The organism is Microbulbifer sp. SAOS-129_SWC (genome assembly GCF_039696035.1).
Lineage (GTDB): Bacteria > Pseudomonadota > Gammaproteobacteria > Pseudomonadales > Cellvibrionaceae > Microbulbifer.
This window is the reverse complement of sequence record NZ_CP155567.1, coordinates 4,308,040-4,325,172: the sequence shown is the minus strand read 5'-3', so window position 1 is coordinate 4,325,172 and position 17,133 is coordinate 4,308,040. Positions and strand designations below refer to the sequence as shown.

The 17,133-nt window shown below is 62.6% G+C and carries 12 protein-coding genes; 8 read left to right on the top strand and 4 right to left on the bottom strand.

Annotation, left to right across the window (positions count from 1 at the left end; translation table 11 throughout):
- Positions 1–69 precede the first annotated feature (69 nt).
- Complete coding sequence (locus ABDK11_RS18310; protein ID WP_346837969.1) at positions 70–444, top strand: DUF4870 domain-containing protein; 375 nt, start codon at positions 70–72, stop codon at positions 442–444.
- Between the two features lie 71 nt (positions 445–515).
- Here ABDK11_RS18310 and ABDK11_RS18305 read toward each other — a convergent pair whose 3' ends face one another.
- Both ABDK11_RS18305 and ABDK11_RS18300 read right to left on the bottom strand, forming a co-directional pair.
- The gene (locus ABDK11_RS18305; protein ID WP_346837968.1) at positions 516–3,074 is read right to left on the bottom strand and encodes a matrixin family metalloprotease; all 2,559 of its coding nucleotides are present in this window, start codon (positions 3,072–3,074) and stop codon (positions 516–518) included.
- The gene (locus tag ABDK11_RS18300) at positions 3,064–3,705 is read right to left on the bottom strand and encodes a hypothetical protein (RefSeq protein ID WP_346837967.1); all 642 of its coding nucleotides are present in this window, start codon (positions 3,703–3,705) and stop codon (positions 3,064–3,066) included. The genes ABDK11_RS18305 and ABDK11_RS18300 overlap by 11 nt, the downstream gene beginning before the upstream one ends.
- Positions 3,706–3,864: 159 nt before the next feature.
- Between ABDK11_RS18300 and ABDK11_RS18295 the strand changes: the two genes are divergently transcribed.
- Positions 3,865–4,947: an AraC family transcriptional regulator ligand-binding domain-containing protein gene (locus tag ABDK11_RS18295; protein WP_346837966.1), complete on the top strand. Its 1,083-nt coding sequence runs from the start codon at positions 3,865–3,867 to the stop codon at positions 4,945–4,947.
- Positions 4,948–5,025: 78 nt separating this feature from the next.
- On the opposite strand, the gene ABDK11_RS18290 is transcribed toward ABDK11_RS18295, so the two are convergent.
- The gene (locus ABDK11_RS18290; RefSeq protein ID WP_346837965.1) at positions 5,026–7,371 is read right to left on the bottom strand and encodes a Tex family protein; all 2,346 of its coding nucleotides are present in this window, start codon (positions 7,369–7,371) and stop codon (positions 5,026–5,028) included.
- 280 nt (positions 7,372–7,651) lie between these two features.
- On the opposite strand from ABDK11_RS18290, the gene ABDK11_RS18285 reads away from it, so the two are divergent.
- From ABDK11_RS18285 to ABDK11_RS18260, 6 genes are all read left to right on the top strand, one after another.
- Positions 7,652–8,857 (top strand): efflux RND transporter periplasmic adaptor subunit, encoded by a 1,206-nt coding sequence (locus ABDK11_RS18285; RefSeq protein ID WP_346837964.1) that lies wholly within the window; start codon positions 7,652–7,654, stop codon positions 8,855–8,857.
- Between the two features lie 2 nt (positions 8,858–8,859).
- The gene (locus ABDK11_RS18280; protein ID WP_346837963.1) at positions 8,860–11,997 is read left to right on the top strand and encodes an efflux RND transporter permease subunit; all 3,138 of its coding nucleotides are present in this window, start codon (positions 8,860–8,862) and stop codon (positions 11,995–11,997) included.
- A 300-nt stretch (positions 11,998–12,297) separates the two neighbouring features.
- On the top strand, positions 12,298–13,035 hold the full coding sequence (locus tag ABDK11_RS18275; RefSeq protein ID WP_346837962.1) for a 16S rRNA (uracil(1498)-N(3))-methyltransferase: 738 nt from the start codon (positions 12,298–12,300) through the stop codon (positions 13,033–13,035).
- 247 nt (positions 13,036–13,282) lie between these two features.
- Positions 13,283–13,651 (top strand): hypothetical protein, encoded by a 369-nt coding sequence (locus ABDK11_RS18270; protein WP_346837961.1) that lies wholly within the window; start codon positions 13,283–13,285, stop codon positions 13,649–13,651.
- 10 nt (positions 13,652–13,661) lie between these two features.
- The gene (locus ABDK11_RS18265) at positions 13,662–14,309 is read left to right on the top strand and encodes an HAD family hydrolase (protein WP_346837960.1); all 648 of its coding nucleotides are present in this window, start codon (positions 13,662–13,664) and stop codon (positions 14,307–14,309) included.
- A 99-nt stretch (positions 14,310–14,408) separates the two neighbouring features.
- On the top strand, positions 14,409–15,026 hold the full coding sequence (locus ABDK11_RS18260) for an OmpA family protein (protein WP_346837959.1): 618 nt from the start codon (positions 14,409–14,411) through the stop codon (positions 15,024–15,026).
- A gap of 34 nt (positions 15,027–15,060) precedes the next feature.
- Here ABDK11_RS18260 and ABDK11_RS18255 read toward each other — a convergent pair whose 3' ends face one another.
- Positions 15,061–17,052, bottom strand: coding sequence for an oligopeptide transporter, OPT family (locus ABDK11_RS18255; protein ID WP_346837958.1), 1,992 nt, complete (start codon positions 17,050–17,052; stop codon positions 15,061–15,063).
- Between the last annotated feature and the right edge of the window lie 81 nt (positions 17,053–17,133).

Genomic DNA, 17,133 nt, shown 5'->3' with positions numbered 1-17,133 from the left:
GGACGACGGCGATTCGCGCAATGGATTAAGCGGCGATTGTATTGATGGATTAATAGAGGGATCCGACTTATGGAAGAGTACGAGCCTTGGGGGTTGCGCACCGACACCTTTCTGATGCTGATGCATCTGAGCCAGTTATCCAGTTACATTATGCCCGGCGCCGGTTTCTTACTGCCAGTCATCATGTGGGCCACCAACAAGGACCAGTCTGCTGAAGTCGACCGGCACGGCAAGATGATAATGAACTGGATGCTGAGCCTACTGATCTATTCGGTGATCTGCTTCGCCCTGATTTTCGTGATTGTGGGCGCATTCCTGCTCTGGGGGCTGCTATTGCTGAATCTGATTTTTGTCATCATTGCGGCGGTCAACGCCAATGATGGCAAGCTGTGGCGCTACCCGCTCAGTATCAGCTTCTTCAAGGTCGAAGAGCCCCGCCCGTAAAGCCGCACTGTAAAATAGAAAAGGTGGCCCGGGGGCCACCTTTTATTTGCAGGTCGGTATTTGATACCTATTTACTTGTACTGCTTGGGCAGGTCTGCCGCGCACATGCCGAGTTCGGCGCCGTTGTGCAGTTGCGTCGCCACGCCCACCGGATATCCGACCTTCAGCGTCTTGTCGTTGTTGCACACATAGAGCTGGTCCAGCGTGAGCTTGAACGAGCCAAAGTAGCCGTCCAGTGCCGTCCAGCCAACAATGTGCTTGCCATTGGTGGAAATCTTGGTTGCGGTCGAAACCACCTCGAGATCCGAAGCGTTCATCACACCCTGGCCCCTGAGGAAATCGGCCAGTCGATACTCGCCGCCGAGGGTATCAGAGACAATCATCGCTCCGGCGCCGGAGGCCGTGCCGATCGCACCAACCAGTGTGCCGTCATCGGCAACGTCATACGGATTGAACGGCTTGTCACCCCAGCAGAACCAGTCCCACCAGGGGCAGGCTTCCTTGATATCCAGCAACCTGAATTCGCCGGTCTCGGTGTTATACAGGTACTGGTTGGGTTCCAGTTGCGCGTTATAGGTGTCTATACCGGTGACCCAGGTACCATCCCTACTCACTGCCGTGGCCTGGCCGACGTACTCGATATCGGACGGAGCCGCATCCTGCAGATTGATTTCCTCGCCGTTTTTCCACACGCGTCCCTCCCACCAGCCGACGGCGTCAGATTCCCAGCCGACCGCGACACCGGTGTTCGACAGTGCGTTGACGCGGGAACTGTTGTCGTCCTTGTGGCTGTCGAGGATGGTCCAGCCATCGTCATCGCTGTAGGTCACTGCGGACACACGGTAGTTGCTGTACTCCGCCGCGTTGTCGCAGTTCCACAGGAAGCCGCCCATGGTGCGTCCATCCGGTGAAATGGCAAAGTTGGAGTACATCTCCAGGATGCCGCCGCCCTGATCACAGCCGGTGTTGCCGGCACTGGGCAGCACTTCGATGCCGCGGCCTTGTGTGTAGCGGGCAGGCAGATACGAACTGTTTTGACTGACCCGCCCGCTGATCACGGCGCCGTTGTCACTCATGGCAATGCCGCCCATCGGCAGGATGGTGTAGTCCTCATTGCCATCCTGATAGACCCAGCTCAGTGCGTCACCATAAGAATTGGCTATGGTGCCTGCCGTTGTCTGCCCACTCTCGGTGACCTGGTTGCCGTTGGGCGCGGGAGAGGTGATCAGCTGCGGGGTGTTTTTCATACCGTTCATCTGGATGTCGATGTGCTCGACGACCTGACCGGCACCTGCCACAACGGGCACATAGTCACAGGCGTCATCTTGCACCGCGTCGTCGCTTTCTCCGCTACCGTTGTAGTACTCGGAGGGGCCGGGCATTCCGAACTGCGGTGTCGGGAAGCCGCCCGCAAAGATCTTCTCGACATGGATCACATACTGCGCCCCGGGCGTAAGGCCCTGCAGGATAAACTCACCGCTGCCCTGCGCTGCCTCCGGATCGCCGTCATTCCAGTCGCCGGTCATCGCGGTGATTGCATCGTGCCAGGGATCGTCGATATTGCGCGCGACAATATTCAGGCCGATGACCCCTTCCTTGCTGAATGCGTAGGTGACAGTTCCCTTGATGGTGCCGGTTTGCGACGTAAAGCTGTTGGCGGGGTAGAGCGAGGAGATCGCCGCGTAATCCTCTTGCGTGGTAGCCGTTGCCTGCTGATCTCCGGTTGCGCCGCTGCTCGTTGGGTTGGTGTTGATATACGGATACATGACCGAGATATCAGAGAGCGCCGGAGCGGAATCCTGCGGGAACGGCAGGCGGTAGGCACCGCCGATGAGCGGGTGCGCCGAGCAGTCCCTGGGACCCGCGGTCAGCGCATCATAATTTCCGTACATGATGATGTGGCCGTTGGTCTGGGTGTGCGCGAGGTTGAAGGAGTGGCCCAGTTCGTGAGTAATCACCCCGTTGATCTGCCGCAGGTCGGTGTCGTTGTAGTAAGTACTGGCGCCGCCGATGACGGCCCAGCCCTCGGTAATGATGCCGGTCTCTTCATCGGCCCATTCCGGTGAGGCGATACCGAGTACACCCGGGGGCGCGCCCATCACGTCGCGCATGACCGAGCCCGTCTCGTCGAACATCACGTGAATACCGCCATTGTTCACGGTGCCGATAATTTCATGTACCACGTTGCCCGCGCTATCGGTCGTGAACTCCTCCGCGGCGCCGGTGATATCGCCGTCCTCGCCGCCGATGCCGATATCGGCAAAGCTGCCGGCAACCTCGGCCTGGAAAGTGGAGGTGGGCACCTTGGTCCAGGAGGCTAATGCATCCTTGACCCGCGCGACGCCCTGCTCGTTGGCGAACTCGACGTAGACATCTTCATAGTGACCGCATACCCAGCCGTCGTCTTCGTTGCAGGTTTCCGGGGTGCTCTTGTACAGCTTGACGGTGCCGGAGGCGAAGTTGCCGCCGTCGGTGTAGACCTTGACCGGCGAGCTGACGTCCCAGCGGTAGGGGATGCCGTTCTCGTAGTCAAAGACATACAGGGGGCCGTAAGCGAAGGCAGAAGAGGTACCGGCAAGGAGGCAGGCCGCCAGTGCTGATTTCGGGAATATCTTTTTATTATTGAGCATCAGTCATCACTCCTTTTGTCACCCAGTTTTCCTGCACCGCGGTTCTTACCAGCGACAGGAAAGCTTTTGCTGCATAGGCGCCACCGGGCTGACTGACCAGGTCCTGGTGAGTCGGTTTCAGCGGGCCGCTGAACTTGATCCGCGCAAACAGTTCTTCGTTGTTAAGGCCGTTGCTGATCTTGTCGCCGCGAATCACGAACTTGCCCTGGGTCAGGCCAACCGTGGTCTGGAAGCCGGTTTTTGATGCGGGCTTGTTCAGGAACAGCATGACGTTCTCACCAACGCTGTAGGTCGGCCAGCCAGGCGGTGTGACCATCAGGTTGACGCGACCATCGCCGGTGGGTTTCGGCTTTATGAGGCCGAATTGCCGGAAACTGTAGCTCGAGCCCTTGTCCCCCTTTATGTTCTGGCCGATTTCAATGGTGATCTCGGTGTAGGGTAGCCCGTCTTGAAAGCCGTCTTCCTTTTTTGACACAGTGCCGACAATGATCGATTCGGTGTGTCTCATCAGTTCGAGTAGATTCTGTTTTTTTATCTGGCTTGCGTGCGCCGCATTGATGCTCAACATCGGGATGATGATAGAAACAAGCAATGCGAAACCGCGAAACTGACAACGTTTAGCGTTGGTCACAGTGACCTCCTGTTTTGGGTTTAATTATTATTGGGTGGACTCTTCGCCCGAATCGGTTCATCCCTGAGTGCCTGATAACCTGCTGTTTCCCTTGGTTGCGAAATGATTTACCGGCAATAATAGGCGGTCGCCGTATTGTTATGACGGTGGAGAGAGACTATGAGAGAAAGCGCTGAGGCGCTGTGCAGTACCGGACATGGCATTGACGAATTCGGCCATTCCCGCGCAGCGAAAAAAAATAATAAAGCTTCGTCCGTGAATCCCTTCTTGCTCGGACTGGTATGGCGGGTACTGGAAAGCTATCAGGTTGATCCCGGTGATCTAATTCACCAATCGCTATACCGGCCGGGGCAGGCGGCGCCGATATGCGGTTCTGTCCGGGCGCAGGAGTACTATGGCGTTATCGCCAATACGCTGCGGGTCATCGACGACGAGGCGGTGGGAGTGCGCGCGGCTTCGGTACTGCATCCGAGCCATCTCGATATCTTCGGTCACGCCTGGATGGCAGCTCCGACGCTGCTGGCAGGCTTCCATATGACGCAGAATTGTCTCAGTGTGCTGAACAGCGATCTGCAGGTGCACCTCGCCGCGGATTCGAACCGCGTTGGCCTGGTGTACCAGCGTCACCGCGAAGCCCCCTTTCCGGGAATTGCAGCAGACTGCGAAATTGGCGGGCTGGTGCGATTTTGCCGCTTTCAATTCGACGAGTCGTTCACGCCGCTGGCGGTTTCACTGCGTCGACCAGTGCCAAAGAATCGCGCGCTCTGGGACGACTATTTTGGCGTGTCGGTTCAATTCGATGCACCGCATAATTCTGTGTTTGTAGGCCGGGAATTTGCCGAGCGGCGCTTGCCAACGGCGCACGCGGAAATTTTTGAGCGGCATCACGCGACGCTTGTGCACGCCAGGGCGGAGCAGGAGGCATCGGATATTGTGACGCGGGTGCGAGCAGAAATCCGGCGACAATTACCGACCGGGGAGGTGGCGCTGGAAAAAATAGCCGAAGCGGTCCATGTCCCGACGCGAACCCTGCATCGCAAACTGAGTCAGGATGGCACCACGTTTCGCCAGTTGCTGCGGGATGTCCGCATCCAGCTTGCCCGGCAGTACCTGCGCGATGCGCGTTACAACGTAACGGAAATCGCCTTTATGCTCGGTTATTGTGATGCGGGGGCATTTACGCGGGCGTTTCGCGAATGGTTCGGCGACGCGCCGACGGCGTACCGCGCGCGGCTAACCTGAGCGGCGGCCGTCTTTCTATTGCCCGCGGTGCTGCGGGCAGGCAAAAAAAGGGCGATCCGAAGATCGCCCCTGTGCGGATTACTTTTTATTTTTCATCGCCGCCATCAGCAGGTCGCCCATGCTGCCCTGGCTCTTGCCGCCGCCCTGTTGCTGGCGGTTGCGGTTATTGTGCCGCTGCGCCTGGCGGCTCTCGCGGTGATCGCCACGCTTGACGCCGCCGCTGCCCTGTTCACCCGGCTCGTCGCTCATGCGCATGGACAGGCCGATACGCTTGCGCGCCACGTCCACTTCCATGACCTTTACATTGACGATGTCGTTCGCCTTGACCACTTCGTGCGGATCCTTGACGAATTTCTCTGACAGCGCGGAGATGTGCACCAGGCCGTCCTGGTGTACGCCGATATCCACAAATGCCCCGAAGTTGGTGACGTTGGTGACGGTGCCTTCCAGCACCATGCCCGGGCGCAGGTCCTTGATCTCCTCCACGCCATCTTCGAACCTGGCGGTGCGGAATTCCGGGCGCGGGTCGCGGCCGGGCTTTTCCAGTTCGGCGATGATGTCGGTCACGGTGGGTACGCCGAATTTCTCATCGGTGTAGTCGGCCGGGTTCAGGCGGCGCAGGAACGCGGAGTCGCCGATCAGGCTATTGATCTCGCGGCCGTTCTTCTCGGCGATGCGCTTCACTACCACGTAGGCTTCCGGGTGCACGCCGGAGCGGTCCAGCGGGTTCTCGCCATTGTTGATGCGCAGGAAGCCGGCGGCCTGTTCGAACGCCTTGGGCCCGAGACGCGAGACGTCCATCAGCTGCTGGCGATTCTTGAAGGCGCCGTGCTGGTCGCGGTAGCTGACGATATTGGCGGCGATCGATGAAGTGAGGCCGGATACCCGCGACAGCAGCGGTGCGGAGGCGGAGTTCAGCTCGGCGCCGACGCCGTTCACACAGTCTTCCACCACCGCGTCGAGCGAGCGCGCCAGCTGGGTCTGCGATACGTCGTGCTGGTACTGGCCCACGCCGATGGATTTGGGCTCGATCTTCACCAGCTCGGCCAGCGGATCCTGCAGGCGGCGGGCAATGGAGATGGCGCCGCGGATGGTCACGTCCAGGTCGGGGAATTCGCGTGCGGCGAATTCGGACGCGGAGTACACGGAGGCGCCGGCCTCGTTGACCATGACTTTCTGTGCAGACAGCTTGTACTGCTTGATGGTGTCGCCGACGAACTTGTCGGTCTCGCGGCTGCCGGTGCCGTTGCCGATCGCGATCAGGCCGACATTGTGTTTTTCACACAGGGCGGCGATCACTACGGCGGCCTCGCGGGCGCGGTTTTGCGGCGGCGTGGGGAAGATGGCGGTGTGGTCGAGGATCTTGCCGGTGGCGTCGACGACGGCCACTTTCACCCCGGTGCGCAGGCCCGGGTCCAGGCCGATGGTGGCCTTCTGCCCGGCCGGCGCCGACAGTAGCAGGTCTTTGAGGTTGCGGGAGAAGACCTTGATCGCCTCCTCTTCCGCCTTCTCGCGCAGCTCGCCGAGCAGGTCGGTTTCCAGCGTGGTCAGCAGCTTGATGCGCCAGGTCCAGCGCACGACTTCGCCCAGCCATTTGTCCGCCGGGCGGCCCTGGTCACTGATGTCGAACTGCTTCGCAATCATCGCCTCGCACGGGTGGCCGGCGGTCGCCGGGCGCTCCTCATCCCCTTCGAGGCCGATACTGATCGCGAGGATGCCCTCGTTGCGGCCGCGGAAGATCGCCAGTGCGCGGTGGCTCGGCACCTTGGCCCAGTTTTCCGCGTATTCGAAATAGTCGCGGAACTTGGCGCCTTCTTCTTCCTTGCCGTCGAGCAGCTTGGATTTGACCTCACCGTCGCGCTTGAGGAAGTCGCGCAGTTTGCCCAGCAGCTCGGCATCTTCGGCGAAGCGTTCCATCAGGATGAACTTGGCCCCGTCGAGGGCCGCCTTGATGTCCTTGACGTGCAGCGAGGCGTCTTCGTTATCGGTGTTGAGGTAGGGCTGCGCCGCCTCCTCCGGGTTCAGGGTCGGGTCGCTGAACAGCGCATCGGCGAGGGGTTCGAGCCCGGCCTCGATGGCGATCTGGCCCTTGGTGCGGCGCTTGGGCTTGTAGGGCAGGTACAGGTCTTCGAGCCGGTTCTTGGTGTCGGCAGCATTGATCTGCTCGGCCAATTCCGGCGTAAGTTTGCCCTGCTCGTCGATGCTTTTGAGGATGGTGGCGCGGCGCTCTTCCATCTCGCGCAGGTAGCGCAGGCGATCTTCCAGGTTGCGCAATTGGGTGTCGTCCAGCCCCCCGGTCACTTCCTTCCGGTACCGGGAGATAAACGGCACGGTGGCGCCTTCATCCAGCAGTGCGACCGCGGCGGCTACCTGCTGTGCGCGTACATTGAGTTCTTCGGCAATTCGAGCGTTGATATCCAGCATTTATTGTTACATCCGTTCTGCGGTGCTACTTCCTCTGCGACCCGGTTCGGACACCGGCCAACAGGATAAATTCGGTGGGGCATTATGCGCGAGCCGGGCGCGCCGAGAAAGGTTTGCGGCAAAGTGCATCCCGTTGCGACGGTCTGCATCTGAAAGCGCTCCATTCATCGTCGAACTTCAGTAGAATGCGAAGCTAGTTATTTTTTAACCAATGGAAGTAATTGTGGACTCGTCGAATAAGAACAAGCTTCTGGCAATTGTTGTTGTCTCTGGGGTCGCTGTGGCAGCGGCACTTTACCTGCTCAGGCCCAAACCTGAGGAAAAAGTTGCGGAGGCGGCGGTGCCGCCGGTGGCCGATGTGGTCTACGCGACACCCGGCCGCCAGACCCTGCTGGTGCCGAGCCAGGGTACGGTGCACGCGCGCCACGAGATTGAGCTGGTGGCCCGCGTCGGCGGTGTCATCCAGAGCGTTAACCACGGTTTTGTCGCCGGCGGTTTCTTCAAGAGTGGTGACTCACTGGTCGGGATAGAGCCGGCAGACTACCGCTACCAGCTGACCCGCGCCGAGTCGCAGCTGGCCAATGCCAGGTCCACCTTCGCCCAGGAGCAGGGCCGTGCCAAGCAGGCCAAGCGCGAGTGGCGCGACCTGGGCAGTGATTCGGCCAACGCGCTGTTCCTGCGCAAGCCGCAGCTGCAGGCGGCCGAGGCCGCCGTGGCCGCCGCGCGCGCGGACCGCGACCAGGCCCGGCTGAACCTGGCGCGCACCGATATCAAGGCGCCGTTCGCCGGTCGCGTGGTGCAGACCTTTGTCGACGTGGGGCAGTACGTCACGCCCGGCACCAAGCTCGCCAAGGTGCACAGCACCGACGTCGCCGAAGTGCGCCTGCCGCTGACCGATCACCAGCTGTACCTGCTGGGCCTGCCGCTGGGCAAGGCGATCGAGAACGGCCCCTCCGTGCGCCTGACCGCGCAGGTGGCCGGCCAGCAGCGCGAGTGGCGCGGCCAGCTGGTGCGCACCGAGGCCAGCGTCGATCCCAACAGCCGCTTCGTCTACGCCGTGGCCCAGGTACAACACCCGTACGAGGGCGATGCCCCGCTGCTCAATGGCCTGTTCGTCGAGGCGGACATCGCCGGCAAGACCTTCGACGATATCGCCCGCCTGCCGCGCCAGGCGCTGCACGAGGGCAACCAGCTGCTGGTGCTGGATGCCGAGAACAAACTGCACCATCGCAAGGTGCAGCTGCTGCAGACCGCCGGCGATGAAGCCTGGGTGCGCGGCAAACTGACCAGCGGTGAACGCGTGATCGTATCCAGCCTGGGGTATTCCCGCGAGGGCATGGTGTTGACCCCGAACCCGCTGAACGAGAAGCCGTCCGGGCTGATGCTGGGCGACGAGGGCGAGCCGCAGGATTCCGATAAGGCGGCGGCAAAAACCAGCACTGACAGCAACGCCAGTGCCAGCGCCTCCGCGCAGGGAGAGGGCTGATCATGCAGGGCATCATTCAGTGGTTCGCGCGTAACAGCAAGGCCGCCAACCTGCTGATGTTCATGATCATCATCGGCGGTTTTTTCGGCATCAAGCATATCGGGCGCGAGGTATTCCCGACCATCAACCCGGGTGTCGTGCAGGTGAATATCTCCTATCGCGGCGCCGGCCCGGCGGAAGTGGAACAGCAGGTCACCCAGCGGGTCGAGCAGGCGATTGCCGAGGTCAAAGGCATCAAGGAGGTCAACTCCTGGTCGGCGCGCGGGCGCAGTTCCGTGAGCATCCAGGCGGTGGATGGCTACGACCAGCTGCGCCTGTTGAACGACATCAAGGTGCAGGTGGACAGCATCAACACCTTCCCCGCCGATATCGAGCGCCCGATCGTCTCGCTGCAGGAATGGGAACAGCAGATGATGATGATCGCCATCGGCGGTCCCGTCTCTGCGCGGCAACTCAAGGATACGGCGCTGGACCTGCGCGACAAGCTCACGCTGCTGCCCGGTGTGCGCCGGGTGGATGTGTGGGGCGACCGCGCCGACGAGGTATCGATCGAGGTGTCCGAAGTCGACCTGCGCCGCTACAACCTGAGCTTCGACGATGTGGCCAAGGCGGTGCGTGAGTCGTCGCTGGACCTGCCTGCGGGCATGGTGCGCTCCGAGCGCGGCGACATCCAGGTACAGACCCGCGGCCAGGCCTACACGGCGGAAGATTTCGAGCGTATTCCGCTGATCAGCCGCAAGGACGGCACCAAGCTGCTGGTCGGCGACGTGGCCAAGGTCACCGACGGCTTCGAGGAAGACGGCTCCATCATCCGCTTCAACGGCAAGCCGGCGATGAACCTGCGGGTGCTGCAGGGCGAGCCGCTGGACGTGGTGGATACCGCACGGCGGATCAACGACTTCATGGCCGATGCGCGCAAGCAGCTGCCACCGGGCATGGAGTTCGAAACCTGGTTCGATTTTTCCAAGGCCTACGAGGGCCGCATGAACCTGCTCACCAACAACGCTCTCGGCGGCCTGTTGCTGGTGTTCGTGCTGTTGATGCTGTTTCTGCGCCCGGCGCTGGCGGTGTGGGTGACGGTGGGTATCGCCACCGCCTTCCTCGGCGCCTTCTGGCTGCTGCCCACCACCGGGGTCACGCTCAACATGCTGTCGCTGTTCGCGTTCCTGTTGATTCTCGGGATCGTGGTCGACGATGCCATTATCGTCGGCGAGGCGGTGCACGCCGCCCACGACAAGGGGATTACCGGGCTGGCGGCGGCCGAAATGGGGGTCAAGCAGGTCTCCTCACCGGTGATCTTCGCCGTGGTGTCGACCATGGTGTTCTTTATCCCGATGCTGTTCCTGCCCGGCTATACCTCGCAGATGATGTTGCCGTTGCCGGTGGTGGTGCTGCTGGCGCTGGGCTTCTCGCTGATCGAGTCGCTGCTGATCCTGCCGGCGCACCTGGTCAAGATGAAGCCGGAGCAGCCGGCGAAATCCGGCCTGGGACTGAAGCTGCAGAAGCTGCGCGGCAAGTTTGCCCGCGGCATGCAGCTGGCCAGCGAAAAGTACTACCTGCCGCTGCTGGAAAAATCCCTGACCAACAGCCGCACCACCATCATGATCTTCGTCATGGCGCTGGTGGCCACCGGCGTGCTGTTCAAGGCCGGTTACATCGGCACTGCGTTCTCGCCGAAAGTGCCATCTGACCTGCTGCAGCTGAGTACTACCATGGCACCGGGGGAATCCTTCGAGGAATCCAAGCGGGTCATGGAGCAGTTCGAGAGCGCCGGCAAGAAGCTGGCGGAGGACAAGAAGTTGCTGGCGGAAAACGGCGGCAAGCCGTTCGTCAAGAACACCATGGTGTTCCTGTGGCGCGGCAATATCACCGTGTTGCTGCAGTTGACCGACGGCGAGCACCGCGACGTCACCTCGGAAACCCTGGCCCACCGCTGGCGCGAATATATCGGCGAGCTGCCGGCCAGCGTTGAGGAAATGGATATCCAGCACACCATCAACGACGGCGGCAACGGTATCTCCCTGAACCTGAGTACCGCGTCCGGCGATATGGACGAGCTGCGCCGCGCCGCCGACAAGGTCAAGGATGCGCTGGACAAGTACGACGGCGTCTACGACGTGCGCGACAACCTGGTCAGCGCCCGCCGCGATATCGAGATCCAGCTGAAGCCGCAGGCCAGCAACTTCGGTATCGGTCTCGCCGACGTGGCGCGCCAGGTGCGCCAGGGCTTCTACGGCGAGGAAGTGCAGCGTATTCCCCGCGGCCGCGAGGATGTGCGCGTGATGGTGCGCTACCCGAAAGACGAGCGTTCCAACGAGGACCAGATCGATCGCATGCGCATCCGCACCAACCAGGGCGAGATTCCGTTCAGTGCGGTGGCCAAGGCAGTCTATGTGCCCGGCTACACCACTATCCGCCGCCACGACCGCGAGCGCACGGTGCAGATCACTGCCGAGCTGACCCCGGGCGCGGCCTCGTCGCACGAGATCCTGAAGCAGCTGCGCGACAAGGAAGTGCCCAAGTGGGAAAAGCAGTTCCAGGGCTTCTCGCTGAAAACCGCCGGTGAAATGCAGGAAGAGGAAGAGTTCAGCGGTTCGCTGGTAGCCTTCTTCGTACTGTCGCTGTTCGCGATCTACGCACTGCTGGCCATCGCGTTCCGTTCCTATTCGCAGCCGATCCTGATCCTGACCGCGGTGCCGTTTGGCTTCCTCGGTGCGATTCTGGGTCACCTGCTGATGGGGTACGACATCAGCATCATGTCCATGCTCGGCTTCCTCGCCGCTGCCGGCGTGGTAGTGAACGACAACCTGGTGTTGATGGACCGCATCAACCAGCTGCGCTCTGAAGGCGTGGCGGTGATGGAGGCCGTGGTACAGGCCGGGCGCGATCGTTTCCGCCCGATTATCCTGACCTCGCTGACCACCTTCCTGGGGCTGGTGCCGATCATGTTCGAGCGCTCGATCCAGGCGCAGTTCCTGATTCCGATGGTGGTGAGCCTGGCGTTCGGCGTACTCTGTGCCACCGTGGTAACGCTGATTCTGGTGCCGAACCTGTACCGGGTCTCGGAGATGCTGCGCGCCAAGGTGCGCGGCAAGCGCGGCCTGGACGAAGAGCTGCCGGTGTCGCTGGAAAAGGCCTGATCCGCTAGCGATATTTGGCCCGGTGCCATCTGTGGGAATAGCGTGGTGCGGTGCTTGCGGAGCTAAATTGGTACCGGGTTTACATGGAATGATTGAGCGGGTTCCGTAGGGGCGGACCTGGTGTCCGCCCGCGCGGGCCGCAGACCCGCCAGCGGAGCTGGAGCCCCGGGGTGCCCGGGCCCGGCGCCCGGGCGATTGATCCGCAACGGCACCATTGCCTAAAATGTTCTCGACCACAGCCGACTCCGCGTCGGCTTTTTTGTATCCTCACGAACGACAACCTCACAGGAACACCCGCCCATGCGCATCCCGCGTATCTACTCCGCCGAACCTCTCGCCGGTCGCGATGCAGTCGAACTGGATGAAAATGCCTCCCGCCACCTGGTCAAGGTACTGCGCCTGGCGCCGGGGCGGCCGCTGGTACTGTTCGATGGTAGCGGCGGCGAGTACCGTGCGGAGCTGCTGGAAAGCGGCAAGCGCGCGCGGGTGCAGCTGGGGGATTTCACCGCCGACGACCGCGAGTCGCCGCTGGCGCTGACGCTGGCGATTGGTATTTCCCGCGGCGATCGCTTCGACTGGGTGATACAAAAGGCCACCGAACTGGGCGTGGCGCGTATCCAGCCCTTGTTTACCGAGCGCTGTGAGGTAAAACTGTCCGGCGACCGGCTGCAGAAGAAGCTCGGTCACTGGCGCCAGATTGCGGTCAGCGCCTGCGAGCAGTGCGCCCGCAACCGGGTGCCGGAGATCGCCGAGCCACAGAAGTTCACCCACTTCCTGCAGCAGCCCCCGGCGGTGGACCTGCAATTGGTACTGCACCACCGCACCGACAAGCAGCTGCGCGACCTGGAAACGGAACGCGGCCGGCCGCAGTCAGCGCTGTTGCTGGTGGGCCCGGAGGGTGGCCTGTCGCAGGCGGAAATCGACGCGGCGCTGGCGCAATCCTTCGCCCCGCTGCGGCTGGGGCCGCGGGTACTGCGCACCGAGACGGCGCCGGTGGCGGCGCTGTCGGTGTTGCAGTACCAGTGGGGCGACTTATAAAAATCAGATCCAGGGCTCTAGGCGCTCTGGTTGGCACAAGCCGGGTCCGGGTATACCTTTCCGGGACCGTCGGAGGCATGGATGCCGACGCCGAGCGTACAGGGATGTATTCACAGCGTGTCTCGGAAAGGTATACCCGGACCCGGCGCTCCGCGATCAAGAATGATATTTTCGATTGAAAAGTTGTTTGCGGTGTTGGTTGCGCAGGTTTTTCCGAAATCATTAAAACCAATTCAGGGAAAAAGAAATGGTCAGATTAATCCTGTGGCTGATTGGCCTCACCATTGTGGTGCTGTCTATCGCCATCATTCTCAAACCGCAGCTGGCGCGCAGTATCAGTGAGCGCATGAATGAAACCGGCTACGCGGTGGCGGCCTGGGCGCGGGTGGTGATCGGTCTGATACTGCTGCTGATCGCCGATACCCGCTCTGCCTGGACCATCTGGATCAATGCCCTCGGGGTGCTGGTGGTGCTGGTCGGCGCCTATATGCTGTTTATCGGCTTCGAGCGCAGCAAGGCGCTGGCGATGAAAATCGCCGGCGGCAACGAGATGTTCCTGCGCATCAGCGGCGCGATCGGTGTGCTGCTCGGCATACTGCTGCTGTCGGCCCGATGAGGAGTGCCCGGTGTTTGCCACTGAACTGGTGATTTTCGATTGCGACGGCGTACTGGTGGACAGCGAGAGCATCGTCTGCCGCATTCTCGCCGAGGAGATGAACAAGCTCGGCATGACCACCACGCCGGAAGCGCTGGACGAACAGTTCAGCGGCCGCCCGGCGAAAGACTGCCTGCTGGAAATCGAGACCCGCTACGGCGGGCCGCTGCCGGACGACTATTTCGGCAACACCGAGCGACGCATCCGCGAGGCCTTTCACACGGAGCTGGAGCCGGTGGCCGGTATCGGGGACCTGCTGGATCACCTGCAGCAGGTCAATCTGCGCACCTGTGTGGCCTCGTCCGGCTCCCATGACAAGATGCGCCTGACCCTGAACAAGACCGGGCTCTACGACTACTTCGACGGTCGCATCTTCAGCGCCGACGACGTCTCCCGCGGCAAGCCGCACCCCGACCTGTTCCTGTTTGCGGCGCAGACCATGGGGGTGGAGCCGCAGCGCTGCCTGGTGGTGGAGGATTCCATCGCCGGGGTTACCGCGGCGGTGGCGGCCGGCATGCCGGTGGTGGGCTACAGCAACCACCCCAAGCGCGCACCGCAGCTGCGCGAGGCCGGTGCGCGGGTGGTCGGCGATCTGCTGGCGGTGGTCGATTACCTGTGAGCGGTGGTTGAGCCGCGTTATCCGCGGGCGCATCGCCGTCTGGGTATTGGCCGGCGCGACACTATAATGCAGCCGACACCAGTCACCTGGAGCCCCGGAATGTTCCGTTCGCGCCGTGCGTTCAGTGCCTCCTGCCTGTTGCTGCTCTCCTCCGTGCTGCTGTTCTGCGGCCTGCTGCTGAGCGGTTGTTTCGACCCGCACAAGCAATACACGAATTATCCCCTGAACCCGCTGGCGCGGATCGCCGACGGCCCCGACGAGCAGGCCGCGCGCCGCGCGGCGCCGTTTGGCGACGCCATGGTGCGTTACCTGCGCGGCAAGGCGCGTCGCGGCGGCGACGAGTTTGTGCTGCGGGTGGACTTCGAACCCGGCGGCTTCGCACCGGAAATGGACAGCATTGGCGACGTGGAGGCGCTGCTGGTGATCATGCGCGACTTCCCGCGCCTGCGCATCGCCATCGAGGGCCACACCGACAGCGCCGGCGATGCACAGAAAAACCTGAAACTGTCGCAGTGGCGAGCCGACTGGGTGCGCAGCTTCCTGGTCGAGCGCGGCATTGACGCGGCGCGTATCGAAGCGGAGGGCTTCGGCGATACCCAGCCGATTGCCGACAACAGCACCCCGGCCGGCCAGGAAAAAAACCGCCGCCTGGTGGTGCGTGTACTCAATTTCGATTCGGCGCCGATAGAGGTCGCGCTGCCGGGCGCGCGCCACTGATCCTGCCCGCCTTTTGTCCGCCTTTCGCGCCTTGTCAGCCCTTCCTGGCCAGGTACAGGAAGCACACTGCCAGGCCCGCCAGCCCGAACCAGGGCGATAGCGCAAACTCGCTCAGGTAGGGGACCTTGCCCGGCGCGCTGACCGCTGCGACGGCAACGAGCACGCCCATCAGGGCCTCGCCGGTGATCAGGCCCGAGGCCAGCAGCAGGCCGTCGCCTTCCACTTCGCCGCCGCGTCTTCGCTGCTGCCAGTGGGCCAGCAGGCCGCCGAGCAGGATGGGGATCGACAGCCCCAGCGGCAGGTAGACCCCCACGGCCACCGCCAGCACCGGAAAGCGGAAATGGGCGCTGCGGCGCTTCTGGATCTCGTCCAGTGCGATCAGCAGGATGGCGAGGCCGAAGCCGATAAAGATGTACACCCACTCGATACCGGCGCCGAAGATACCGGTGGACAGTTCGCGCATCAGGCTCGCCTGCGGCGCCGACAGCGGTGTGGCCTCCGGGTTCAGCGGGCTGGGGCGGCCGATGCCGTAGCCCTGGTCGAGGATCGACAGCACCAGCGGGATGGCGCCGGCAGCGGCGGCGACGCCGATGATCTGGAATACCTGCTGGCGCCAGGGAGTGGCACCGACGATATGGCCGCATTTCAGATCCTGCATGTTGTCGCCGGCAATGGCCGCTGCCGAGCAGATCATGCCGGCCAGGTACATCACTGCAATCGGGCCGAGCTTGGCGGCCATGCCCTCGTTGCCCATCAGTTGCAGCAGGATCAGCGCCGACACGATCACCGTGGCAATGGTGACGCCGCTGATCGGGTTGTTGCTCGAGCCGACCAGGCCGGCCATATAACCGGCCACCGAGGCGAACACGAAGCCCAGCACCAGCATCAGTGCGGACATGATCGCGGCGATCCAGTAGCGCCCGGGAAAGCCGTCGAGCGCATTGAGGAAAATAAAATACAGCGGTATCGCCGACAGCAGCACCAGCAGCGACACGTAGGGAATCGGCATGTCCTGCTCGGTGCGCAGCGCGACTGCACCGGCCTTGGCCTCGCGGTGTGCCTGCAGCGAGGCCCTGACCCCGTCCATCAGCGGCCTGGCCAGCGTGATCAGTGACCAGACCCCGCCCACCATCATCGCGCCGACACCGATGCGCCGGCACTGCTGCCACGACGCATCGGCGAGGCCCTGCCAGTCCTGCGCCGTCCAGCTGCCCATATCACCGCTGACGCCGGCGATCTGGCGCAGCTCGTCGCTATTGAGCAGCCAGTTGATTGGCACGCCGAGCAGCGTGCCGATGGCGCCGCCGAGAAACACCAGCACCGCAACATTGAGGCCGACGATATAGCCGACGCCGAGCAGCGCCGGGCTCAGGGTGATATCGCCGGTGAACAGCCACTTGCCGCCGAGCCAGCTCTTGGTGGTGGCGACGCCGCCGGCCAGCAGGCCGACACCGGATTCCAGTAGCTTGACCAGGCCGCCCAGTCCGGCCGCGGCCAGCAGCAGGCGGAAACCGCGCTTGGCCTCCGGACCCGGTCGCAGTTCCGGGTGATCGTGGTCCGTCTCCACGCCGCCGGTTTTCAGTACCTGGGCGGTGGCCACGCCCTCCGGAAAGGTGAGGTCTGCCTCCACGATCAGCGCGCGCCGCAGTGGAATCGTAAACGCCACGCCGAGTACCCCGCCGAGAATGCCGATCATCGTCATGGTGCCCCAGTGGTAGCCGCCCCAGGCGCCCATCATTACCAGCGCCGGCAGCGTGAAGATGATCCCCGCCGCCAGCGACTCGCCCGCCGAGGCGGCGGTCTGCACCATGTTGTTTTCGAGAATCGTGGAGCGGCGGAACAGCCGCAGTATGCCCATGGAGCAGGCGGCGGCGGGAATCGATGCGGATACGGTCAGGCCCACCAGCAGGCCGATATAGGCGTTGGCGGCGGCCAGGATCGCCGACAGCACCGCGCCGAGGATCAGCGCCTTCACCGTCATTTCGTTGATGATGCGCTCCGCGGGCACGAGAGGATGGTCGACCATGGGCGATTCCCGGTGGTTATTGGTTTTCTCTCTTATAGCAGATTGGCCCGGTAGTGCCGCTTAGTGGGTACGCGCGTGCGG

Coding starts and splice junctions, on each gene's coding strand:
- ABDK11_RS18305 (WP_346837968.1), bottom strand. CDS start 3,074: ATGCTCAATAATAAAAAGATATTCCCGAAATCAGCACTGGCGGCCTGC.
- ABDK11_RS18290 (WP_346837965.1), bottom strand. CDS start 7,371: ATGCTGGATATCAACGCTCGAATTGCCGAAGAACTCAATGTACGCGCA.
- ABDK11_RS18295 (WP_346837966.1), top strand. CDS start 3,865: ATGAGAGAAAGCGCTGAGGCGCTGTGCAGTACCGGACATGGCATTGAC.
- ABDK11_RS18275 (WP_346837962.1), top strand. CDS start 12,298: ATGCGCATCCCGCGTATCTACTCCGCCGAACCTCTCGCCGGTCGCGAT.
- ABDK11_RS18310 (WP_346837969.1), top strand. CDS start 70: ATGGAAGAGTACGAGCCTTGGGGGTTGCGCACCGACACCTTTCTGATG.
- ABDK11_RS18260 (WP_346837959.1), top strand. CDS start 14,409: ATGTTCCGTTCGCGCCGTGCGTTCAGTGCCTCCTGCCTGTTGCTGCTC.
- ABDK11_RS18270 (WP_346837961.1), top strand. CDS start 13,283: ATGGTCAGATTAATCCTGTGGCTGATTGGCCTCACCATTGTGGTGCTG.
- ABDK11_RS18255 (WP_346837958.1), bottom strand. CDS start 17,052: ATGGTCGACCATCCTCTCGTGCCCGCGGAGCGCATCATCAACGAAATG.
- ABDK11_RS18280 (WP_346837963.1), top strand. CDS start 8,860: ATGCAGGGCATCATTCAGTGGTTCGCGCGTAACAGCAAGGCCGCCAAC.